Here is an 11,014-nt window from a genome sequence, read left to right as displayed (position 1 = left end):
CCGCCGCCCCCGCGTTATCTGAAGTTCCCCGTCATTAAGGTCCACCGGACTCCCCCAAACCCAGACGGTTTACTTGTCAGAAGCCCTACTCTCTGCCAGCCTGTCGCGCAGACTCTTCGGCCGTATATCGGGCCAGTTCTGTTCGATGTAATCCAGACACGCCGCACGGTCCGCTTCGCCGTAAACTACGCGCCAACCGGCCGGAACATCTGCGAAGGTCGGCCACAGGCTGTGTTGCTCCTCGTCGTTGACCAAGACGAAAAAGCTGCCATTGTCATCGTCGAACGGATTGATGCTCACCAGCTCTCCAGACCGCCTAGTCGACACGAGTGGAACGGTTCCAAACTCTACTGAAGGCCACAGGGTCGGTCCGGGGTTTCGAGAAAGTTCCTGGTGCGGTTTCCGGCCCAGCCCAGAAATTGGCGGGTGACGTCGGGTTTCGGTGGTGGCGACTTTCGGTGCGGTGACCTCCCCGAGCAGGTTTGGCTTTGCGCCGTTTAGCAATTGAGCAGGCACGACCCTATCGAGGACGAAGTAGTTTTCGGTGCTCGTACTACGGCGACCGTCCCAGGCTGCCACGACATGGATTACTCAGGAGCGGCCCGGAGCGATGCCAGCGATCGACCGAAGCGCTTCTGCGACAAGGACATCGGACGCCCGGCCGACTTAGGTCCTCTTCGTATTGGGCGAACCTGACATGTCCTCTCGAAGAACCCGTCGGGGTGCCGGCACCGGATCCATGACCGTATCAAGCTGCACTCGATCAACTCTTTGCGATGGAGCAGTCACCCCAGTCGACGTCACCAAAGCGTCGGACGTCGGCGCCGCCAGGACGAGGCCTGACGATCGGCGGCACAACCGGTTGGTGCGCCCCTCAATCGCTACGCTGCCTGCGCGAACGCCAAACATACGCCGTACCGCCCCGTTACGCACGTGCCATGCATTACGATCCGATATCGCGTTGGAAACGAGCCGATACGGAGGGCACGGGCATGGTTTACTCGTCAAGATCTGGTCGGGCTCCCGCGGGGCTGCTCGTTTGAAGTGATCGCCGCACAGCTAGCCTGCGACGTCCACCTCATCCGAGATGCCGTCTGGCGTGTCGCGGCCGCGGTGTAGTTGCATGTGCGAACGGGTGACACGGCCAGATATGGAAATAGGTGGAGGAGATTCGCGATTTTCAGCGTTTTGAGACGGGTGTGGATTCCGCTGGTCATACTGGTGGTCATCGCCAGCGGAGGATTCACCGTGACCCGACTCCACAATGTATTCGGCAATGAGAAGCGGCCGTCGTACGCCGACACCAAAGTCGATGACACCAAACCTTTCAACGCCAAGCACCTGAGGTACGAAATCTTCGGACCACCTGGGACTACGGCCGACATTAGCTATTTCGACGTCAATGCCGACCCCCAGCGAGTTGAGGGGGCGCACTTGCCGTGGTCGGTGGAGTTCGCGACCACCGAGGCGACGGCCGTGGGAAGTGTTGTCGCGCAGGGCGACAGCAACACTATCGGCTGCCGCATCTTGGTCGACGATGAAGTAAAAGCTGAACGAACTTCGCACGAAGTAAACGCCTTTACCTTCTGCCTACTGAAGGCCGCATGAGCTACGAACCGCTGGGCAACCACCACACCGCACCGCCATTTTTTGCGCGGACGATTCATCGATGGTCGGCACCTATCATCTTGGCCTGGTTGGTCATCACTGTGATCCTGGGTGCCGCCGTCCCCCCACTCGAGCAAGTCGAGAAAGAGAATTCGGTATCGCTGAATCCTCCGGATGCGCCGTCGTTCAAGGCGATTACGCGCATCGTCGAGGACTTCAAGGAAGCCAGTTCCGGCAATGCGGCGATGATCGTCTTGGAGAGCGATCAACCCCTGGGCGATGAGGCTCACCGCTACTACGATCGCTTGATTCGTAAACTGAAAGACGATCCTAAACACGTACAGCACATTCAAGATTTCTGGGGAGATCCACTCACGGCCGACGCGGCGGAAAGCGCGGATCGCAAGGCCGTATATGTCCAGTTGGACCTCTCCGGTGAGCTTGGCCAGACCCAAGGAAACGAATCGGCCGAAGCCGTCCGCGACATCGTGGCGAACACGCCACCGCCGCCCGGACTCAAGGCTTATGTCACCGGCCCGGCGGCCCTGGCCGCCGACATGGGCCACAGCGGTAACAGGACGGTCATCCTTATTACATTGGTGAGCCTCGCAGTGATCTGCACTACGTTGCTCCTCGTCTACCGGTCGATTGTCACAGTCATTGTTTTGTTGCTGATGGTGGGGATAGAGCTGCAGGTGGCTCGCGGTGCTGTAGCCTTCCTCGGCCATCATCACGCTGTCGGGCTCACGACGTATGTCGTCAACCTGCTGACATCCCTCGCGATCGCCGCGGGAACCGACTACGGCATATTTTTCTTCGGTCGATATCAAGAAGCGCGTCAGGCCGGCGAAGATCGGGAAACCGCGTTCTATACGACCTACCGTGGCGTTGCCAAGGTTGTGCTGGCCTCTGGTTTGACGATCGCCGGAGCGCTTTTCTGTCTGAGCTTCACCCGACTATCCGCTTTCCAAGCAATCGGCGTTCCTTGCGCGGTGGGTATGGTCATTGCGGTCGCGGTGGCCCTCACGCTGGTACCTGCCGTCATTGCGCTGGGTGGCGGTCGCTTCGGGCTTTTCGAGCCCAAGCGCAGGATTTCGGCTCGGGGATGGCGGCGGGTAGGCACGTCGATCGTTCGGTGGCCCGCGCCAATTCTCGCCGCCACTTTGGCTGTCGCGCTTATCGGTCTACTGGCCCTGCCAGGTTTCAAAGCCAGTTTTAACGATCAGAAGTATATCCCTAAAGATATTCCCGGCAATGTGGGTTATGCGGCCGCGGAGCGGCATTTTCCCTCGTCCCGAATGTCAATGCCGGAGCTCCTGTTGATCGAAGCCGATCACGATATGCGCAATTCGGCGGATATGCTGATTTTGAACAAAGTGGCGAAGAACGTATTCGCTGTTCCGGGCATTTCCAGTGTGCAGGCGATAACTCGTCCTACCGGGGACCCCATTGCGCATACGTCGATACCGTTTATCTTGAGCATGGGGCAAGCAAGCCAAATGGCGAACCTGCAGTTCCAGAAAAAACGCATGAATGACATGCTCAAGCAGGCTGACGATTTGGCGCAAACGATCAGTTTGATGCAGCGCATGTATGGCCTGATGCAACAGCTCACCAACACAACCCATCACATGATCGGCGAAACGCATGAGATGGTGGCGATCACGGAAGAGCTGCGAGACCACGTAGCGGATTTCGAGGATTTCTGGAGGCCGATCCGCAGCTACTTCTACTGGGAAAAGCACTGCTACGACATTCCGATCTGCTGGTCGCTCCGGTCCATCTTCGATTCAATCGACGGTATTGACGAGGTCAGCGACAAGTTGGAAGACCTTGTCAAAGATATGGATCAGCTCGATCTGATCATGCCGCAACTGCTCACGCAGTTCCCGCCGATGATCGCAACCATGCAGAGCACGCGGACCATGATGCTGACCATGCACAGCACCATGTCCGGAATTTTCAGCCAGATGGAGGAGTCGAGCGATAACGCGACAGCCATGGGCAAGGCTTTCGACGCCGCCAAAAACGACGACTCCTTCTACCTGCCGCCGGACACGTTCAAGAACAAAGACGTCCAACGCATCATGAAAGTGTTCTTGTCGCCGGACGGTAAGGCGACCCGCATGCTTATTTCCCAAAGAGGCGATCCCGCATCGCCCGAGGGTATTTCACGGGTCGACGCAATAAAAACTGCGGCCGAGGAGGCGCTCAAGGGCACTCCCCTGGAAGACTCCAAGATCTATCTCACGGGCACCGCAGCGATGGCGAAGGACATTGTGGACGGCTCCAAATACGATTTGTTGATCGCGGCAGTCGCGGCGCTCTGCCTGATTTTCATCATCATGCTGATCATGACGCGAAGCTTTATTGCCGCCTTGGTCATCGTCGGTACGGTGGCGCTTTCACTGGGAGCCTCGTTCGGGCTGTCCGTGCTGGTCTGGCAATATCTACTCGGCATACAAATCCACTGGGTCGTCCTAGTGATGGCGGTGATTGTCCTCTTGGCGGTGGGATCTGACTACAACCTGCTGCTGGTATCCCGGATGAAGGAGGAAATAGCCGCCGGCATAAACACGGGCATCATCCGCGCCATGGGCGGCACCGGCAAGGTCGTAACGAATGCGGGCCTGGTGTTCGCCTTCACGATGATGTCCATGGTGGTCAGCGACCTGACCATTGTTGGTCAGATCGGTACCACGATCGGCCTCGGGCTGTTGTTCGACACGTTGGTCGTGCGCGCGTTCATGACGCCGTCGATCGCCGCATTGTTGGGCCGCTGGTTCTGGTGGCCGCAACAGGTGCGGCCCCGCCCCGCCAGCTCGTTACTTCGGCCGGTCGGACCCCGACCGTTGGTCCGTTCCTTGCTGCTGAGGAGCTAGCGGGTGTTCACCTTCTGCTTGGTGAAGCCATCATGAGCACCGAACGCCCGCCATCGCCTTTCGTCGCGCGGACAATCCGCCGGTTGTCACCGCTCGTGATCCTGGCCTGGGTGGCGCTGGTTTTGCTTGTGACTTTCGGAGTTCCATCGCTGGAGCGAGTCGGGCAAGAGCATTCGGTAGCGCTGAGCCCCACTGATGCGCCCGCGGTGCAGGCCATGCTGCGCATGGGCAAGGATTTCAAAGAATTCGATTCGGACAGTTTCGCGATGGTCGTCCTCGAGGGGCAGCAGCCGCTCGGCGAGGATGCTCACAGGTACTACGACGGATTGGTTCGGGAATTACGAGCCGATCCGAAGCATGTGCAGAATGTGCACGATTTATGGGGAGATCGACTCACGGCGGCGGGCGCGCAAAGCTCGGATGGCAAAGCCGCATATGTCCAAGTCAATCTTGCCGGCAACCAAGGTACGACCTTGGGTGAGGAATCTGTGGCGGCCGTCCGGGATATCATAAAGCGAACGCCGCCGCCGCCCGGGGTCAAGACCTATGTCACCGGCGCAGCACCGCTCGTTTCGGATATGCAGCACAGCGGCAACAAATCGATTCTGAAGATCACCATAGTGACAGTCGCGATGATCTTCACAATGCTACTTCTTGTCTATCGTTCGGTCATCACCGTAATTCTTCTATTGGTGACGGTGGGCATTGAATTAGGGGCTGCCCGCGGGATCGTCGCATTTCTGGGCCATCACAATATTCTTGTACTATCGACCTTTGCTATTAACCTGCTGGTGTCCCTGGGTATCGCGGCTGGTACCGATTACGCGATTTTCTTCTTTGGTCGATACCAAGAGGCACGGCAAGCCGGCGAGGACCCCGAAACGGCCTACTACACCACGTATCGTGGTGTAGCTCCAGTTGTTTTGGCGTCCGGTTTGACAATCGCAGGAGCCCTCTTCTGCCTAAGCTTCACCCGGATGCCCATGTTCCAGACTATGGGCGTCCCGTGCGCCCTGGGCCTGTTCGTTGCAGTCGCAGTCGCGCTCACGTTGGTTCCGGCGGTAATTGCGGTCGGAAGTCGCTTTGGCCTTTTCGACCCCAAGCGCGTAATAGGGGTCCGTCGTTGGCGCCGGATCGGCACCGCAATCGTCCGCTGGCCGGCGCCCATCCTTACTGCAGCGTGCGCACTCGCGCTGATTGGCCTGCTCACGCTGCCAGGCTATAAAACGAGCTACAACGATCGGCTCTATATCCCAGCAGACCTTCCGGCCAATTTGGGGTTTGCGGCCGCTGACCGCCATTTTTCACAGTCACGAATGATGCCGGACATTTTAATGGTCGAATCAGACCACGATATGCGCAATCCGGCAGATTTTATCGTGCTGAACAAGCTGGCTAAAGCCACTTTTCGAGTTCCTGGTATCTCTCGGGTCCAGGGCATAACCCGTCCCGAGGGAACTCCAATCGCCCATACATCGATACCCTTTCTGCTGAGCATGCAAAGTGCGGCCCAGAAACAAACCATGCATTATATGGAAGCGCGCACGCACGACATGCTGAAACAAGCCGACGATATGGCGAAAATGATCGGCATCATGCAGCACATGTACGGTCTGATGCAACAACTCAACAACACAACTCATGCCACGATCGCCAAGACGAAAGAAATGAGCCTGGTCATGGATGAGTTGAGGGACCACGTTTCGGATTTCGAAGACATGTGGAGACCGATCCGCAGCTACTTCTACTGGGAAAAGCATTGCTACGAGATCCCGATCTGCTGGTCCCTCAGATCGATATTCGACACCATCGACGGTATCGACATACTCAGCGATAAGGTGCACGACCTGATCAAAGACCTTGATCAAATGGATGCGCTGATGCCTCAGATGCTTCAAAATTTCCCGCCGATGATCGCGACCATGCAGAGCATGCGGACGATGATGCTGACCATGCACAGCACTATGTCGGGCGTTTTCGATGAGATGAATGAAACGAGCGAGAACGCGAGCGCATTGGGCCAGGCGTACGACGCCGCCAAGAACGACGATTCGTTCTATCTGCCTCCGGAAGTGTTCGAGAACAAGGATTTCCAGCGTGCGATGGATTCCTTCCTTTCCCCTGACGGGAAAGCGGCTCGATTCATAATTTCCCAACGCGGCGATCCCGCGACGCCCGAAGGAATCAAACGGATCAAGCAGGTAAAGATGGCGGCCGAGGAGGCGCTCAAGGGAACACCCTTGGCGAGCGCGAAGGTCTACCTTGCCGGCATCTCGTCGACGTATAAAGACTTCGCAGACGGGTCCAAATTTGATCTCTTGATTGCCGGGGTTGGTTCGCTTTGCCTCATTTTCATCATCATGCTCATCATCACGCGAAGCTTTATTGCCGCGCTCGTCATTGTGGGTACGGTTGCGGTTTCATTGGGAGCATCGTTTGGGATGTCGGTGCTGATATGGCAGTATGTTTTGGGCATCAAATTGCACTGGATGGTGCTTCCGATGTCGGTGATCATTCTTTTGGCGGTGGGGTCTGACTACAACCTACTGCTTGTATCGCGCATGAAAGAGGAAATCGCTGCCGGCGTAAAGACCGGCATCATCCGCGCAATGGGCGGTACAGGAAAGGTCGTGACGAATGCGGGATTGGTTTTCGCGTTCACCATGATGTCCATGGCGGCCAGCGATCTGCAGATCATCGCTCAAGTAGGTACCACGATCGGGCTCGGCCTGCTGTTCGACACGTTGGTCGTGCGGTCGTTCATGACACCGTCTATCGCCGCGCTGTTCGGACGTTGGTTCTGGTGGCCGCAAGTAGTGCGCCCGCGGCCGGCGAGCGCCCTCCTGCGACCGTACGCTCCGCGCCCTGTAGTCCGGGCCTTGCTGCTGAGGGACGACGACGAGGACGCGATCACAGCCCCGATTCCAAGGCCCATCCCTCGGGGCTGACCCTCGCTGTCGACGGCGTGCCGCCACCATGCCGCATTGTGACAGCAGACACCGGAACAGCTAGCAGGACAACCGTTCCCGGGCTCCGACCTGATTCGAGTTGCCAGCTATCTGGTTTCGGCCGCCACGCGTCAGCCACGGCACTGCCGCTGCCCAGCCGGTTACACGCCGGAGCGCGGCGCGATTTTCGTCGTCGTACTAGTCTGGTCTGGTTCCGAAAAGCATGGGCAAGGGTTGCGCTGAGCCGTTAGAGTCGATGAAATCAGCTGGGAGGAGTTCACAATGATCAATCTGTCGGTGATCAGACTGGGGGCCGCGGTTTGCGGTCTGGCATTGTCGTTGGCTGCCGGGGCCGGGATTGCGTCCGCAGATCCCGCTACGGATCCGATCGTCAACACCACCTGCAGTTATGACCAGGCAGTGGCAGCGCTCAACGCGGAGAATCCGCAAGCTGCCGCGGAATTCAACTCATCGCCGCAGGCGCAGGCCGCTTTGGGCCAGTTCCTCTCGGCACCGCGGTCTCGACGCGCGATAATGGCCCAGCAGATTCAGAGCTCGCCGTACTTTCCGGTAATGCAACAGATCGCGGCCACCTGCAACAACTACTGAGTGATCGGGCAAGGGCTTCTCGCCTGCGCCCATCCGTTGTCAGGCTCCACGCACTCGGTAGTCCCGTCCGAGTCGGAGTGGGAGCCGAGTCAAGCTCGAGGTCTGCGGTCACGGGTTCAGTTGGTTTGGGCATCCAACGTGCTAGGCGCGGCGGTGGCGACTAAACCCTATGGGACACTGCAGGATTCAGCGTTGTGTGCGTGTCGTCGAATTATCGAGGTTTGTTTCTGATCCTCAAGGCTCGCGGAACTATCCCGAATAGAGCAGATCTGGGCCATCTCTCCGGCCGCCGATTCTCGAATGTCGTCACTGGTCGAGATCCGAACGGGTTTCACGAAATCAGCGGCGCCGCAACGCGAGTGCGTGAACTCATTCCCAGCCTCGGGGAACGTCGCCGCTGAAGTCACCGTTCCGAAACCTCGAAAGCCCATTCCATCCCGAATCAGCCCTCCACTTCTGACGAAATGCCACAATGCCTGCATTGGAAGAACGCGGCTTTTTACGAGGGGGGTCTGTGCGCCAGTCCAGCAGTGTTAGCCCTGTCGAAGGGATGCAGGGTCGGCGCCCGGAACACACGGAATTCCGCTCGGACATCGAGGGCCTGCGTGCCGTGGCGGTGTTGGCAGTTGTCCTGTTTCACGCCGGGGTCCCTGGTGTCGGCGGCGGCTACATCGGCGTGGACGTCTTCTTCGTCATCTCAGGCTTTTTGATCACCGGGCTGCTCTGGCGCGAGGCCAGCAGCACCGGCACCATCCGACTGCGTCGCTTTTACGGAGCGCGAGCCCGCCGGCTACTGCCGGCCTCGGCCACTGTCGGCGTCGTAACCGCGATCGGCGCGGTTATCCTGTTGCCCCCGTTGCAGGCCCGCATCGCCTTCGGAGACGGCATTGCCTGCGCCTTGTATGTCGGCAACTACCGCTTCATTCTGCAAGGCGTCGACTACTCCGCCCCTATCCTGCCGCCGTCGCCGTTTCTGCATTACTGGTCGTTGGCGTCGAGGAGCAGTTCTACCTGCTGTGGCCGGCCTTGATCCTTGGGACCGCGTGGCTGATCCGGCGTGTACGTAAGCGCACCAGAGCCCAAGCCACTTCGTCGCAAACCTCCTACCTGGTCGTCCTCGCACTCGTCGCGCTGGCGTCGTTTGCGCTCTCGCTTGTGGCGACGCACTTCCTGCCTCCGATTGCGTTCTTTTCACTGCCCACCCGGGCCTGGCAGTTGGCCGTCGGTGGCCTGATAGCCCTCACAGCCGGCAGGTGGCGACGCCTACCGCCAGCACTGGCGGCGATCGCGGGTTGGGTTGGACTGGGCCTGATCCTGTTGGGCTGCGCCATATTAGGCACGAGCACGCCCTATCCCGGCACCGCCTCGTTGTTGCCCGTGCTGGGTACCGCGCTCGTGATCGGCACCGGCTGTGCCGCACCCTCGTGGGGATGTGGGCGTGTCCTGGCAGTGACTCCGATGCGGGCGATCGGCCGGGTGTCGTACTCGTGGTACCTGTGGCATTGGCCGGTATTGCTGTTCGCACCACCACTGCTGGGCCATGCACTCGGGTTGACCGCCAGACTGACCGCGGCTGCTGTTTCCGGCGTCCTGGCGGTGCTCACCCTGCATTTCGTCGAAAACCCGTTGCGCTTCGCTAGTTTCATGCGCCGCTCGCCCGGCCGCAGTCTTGCGCTTGGTGGCCTCGCCACAGCAGTCGCGGTGGCGGTGAGCGGGGCGTTGTTGGTAGTCGTGCCCGCGCCGGTCGGGCGTGGCGCGCCCGCTGCGCCGCTGACGGTCACTGCCGCCTCTCCCCCAACGGGCGACAACATTCATCTTTACGACGAAGCGGTGCGGGACGCTTTCGCCCAAGTGCAGGCCGCGGTTGCGGCATCCGTCAACCTCAAGGCAGTACCCTCGAACCTGGTTCCTCCACTTTCGGATGCAGCGGCCGAAAAGCAGGCCATTATGCGCATCGGCTGCCTGCGTAATTTCTTGCAAGTCGAACAGCCCGAGTGCGCGACGGGCGACACTACGTCGGCGACGACGGTGGCGCTGATCGGCGATTCGAATGCCGCGATGTGGAGTCCGGCGTTCCAGCGGGTCGCCGAGCAGCGCCACTGGCGGCTGGAAACTCTGGACAAGGCGGGCTGCCCACTGATCGACCTGCCCATCTTCAACCCCTACATGCACCGCGAGTACACCGAGTGCGAGCAGTGGCGCAGCCAGATTGTCCCTCGCTTACAAGCCGGCCATCCGCGACTGGTGGTGGTAAGCGTGACGCGCACGTACGGTGATCGCTACGGTTATCCGGCAGGTTTCACGTCATACGACCCGCCGTGGATCGACAGCATGGGCCGCCTGGTTCGGCAACTGCGTAGCACCGGCGCCAAGGTACTGGTGCTCGGGCCGATCCCGGATCCCGGTGCACTGATGCCGTTTTGTCTGTCCGCGCACCTCGATGACGCGACAGCTTGCTCGCCGCCCCGGTCTACGGCGGTAAATGAAGCCGGAATCGCGACCGAGACCGCCGCCACCAAAGCCGGCGGCGGACAATACGCCGACCTCACCAAGCTGTTCTGCACCGCCGACCGCTGCCCGGTGATTGTCGGCAACACCCTGGTCTACGTTGACGAGGCCCACGTATCGATCGAGTATTCCCGGCAGCTCGCACCGGTAATGGCGGCTCTGGCCGATCGCGCACTTGCCGGCGATTGATACCTGGCGGACTGTTAAAGACCTTACATAGCAATGGATTTCGTGCTTGACACGTTGGCCTAGGATCGCAGCGCCGGTAGAAACTGCGCCGAAGTGCGCCACCTTGAGCGTCAAGTTGTCGAATTGCGGCGCAGAGAATTTCAAAGCTGCGTCCGCGCTTCCGCTGCGGTGTTCGACCGCCCCTGTCACGAAATGGCGGTCTTCATCTTCCGAATCGCTTCTTTTGGTGCTGGGGGATGTTTGAATCACTTTGCTTGGGATGGTGTTTCT

At 59.4% G+C, this 11,014-nt stretch carries 5 protein-coding genes and 1 pseudogene; 5 read left to right on the top strand and 1 reads right to left on the bottom strand.

The genetic code is table 11. From position 1 onward, the window contains the following. Nucleotides 1–69 precede the first annotated feature (69 nt). Nucleotides 70–300, bottom strand: coding sequence for an MbtH family protein (locus MFM001_RS20140; RefSeq protein WP_116377024.1), 231 nt, complete (start codon nt 298–300; stop codon nt 70–72). 888 nt (nt 301–1,188) lie between these two features. Here MFM001_RS20140 and MFM001_RS20135 point away from each other — a divergent pair. The 5 genes and pseudogenes from MFM001_RS20135 to MFM001_RS20115 all read left to right on the top strand — a co-directional run bounded on the left by MFM001_RS20135 (nt 1,189) and on the right by MFM001_RS20115 (nt 10,744). Beyond that, nucleotides 1,189–1,608, top strand: coding sequence for an MmpS family protein (locus MFM001_RS20135; protein WP_116377023.1), 420 nt, complete (start codon nt 1,189–1,191; stop codon nt 1,606–1,608). Then, nucleotides 1,605–4,490 (top strand): RND family transporter, encoded by a 2,886-nt coding sequence (locus MFM001_RS20130; RefSeq protein WP_116377022.1) that lies wholly within the window; start codon nt 1,605–1,607, stop codon nt 4,488–4,490. The genes MFM001_RS20135 and MFM001_RS20130 overlap by 4 nt, the downstream gene beginning before the upstream one ends. Nucleotides 4,491–4,522: 32 nt before the next feature. Further along, nucleotides 4,523–7,438 carry an RND family transporter gene (locus MFM001_RS20125; RefSeq protein WP_116377045.1) on the top strand — a complete coding sequence of 972 codons (2,916 nt, stop codon included), beginning with the start codon at nt 4,523–4,525 and terminating at the stop codon, nt 7,436–7,438. Between the two features lie 285 nt (nt 7,439–7,723). Next, the gene (locus MFM001_RS20120; RefSeq protein ID WP_238159305.1) at nt 7,724–8,047 is read left to right on the top strand and encodes a hemophore-related protein; all 324 of its coding nucleotides are present in this window, start codon (nt 7,724–7,726) and stop codon (nt 8,045–8,047) included. A 550-nt stretch (nt 8,048–8,597) separates the two neighbouring features. Then, nucleotides 8,598–10,744, top strand: a pseudogene (locus MFM001_RS20115) (acyltransferase family protein). The last annotated feature ends 270 nt before the right edge of the window (nt 10,745–11,014 follow it).

The sequence above is a fragment of the Mycobacterium sp. MFM001 genome (assembly GCF_003402475.1).
In the GTDB taxonomy this organism is placed as follows: domain Bacteria; phylum Actinomycetota; class Actinomycetes; order Mycobacteriales; family Mycobacteriaceae; genus Mycobacterium.
Note: the sequence above shows the minus strand (reverse complement) of the source record. Positions and strands in the feature narration are given on the sequence as shown.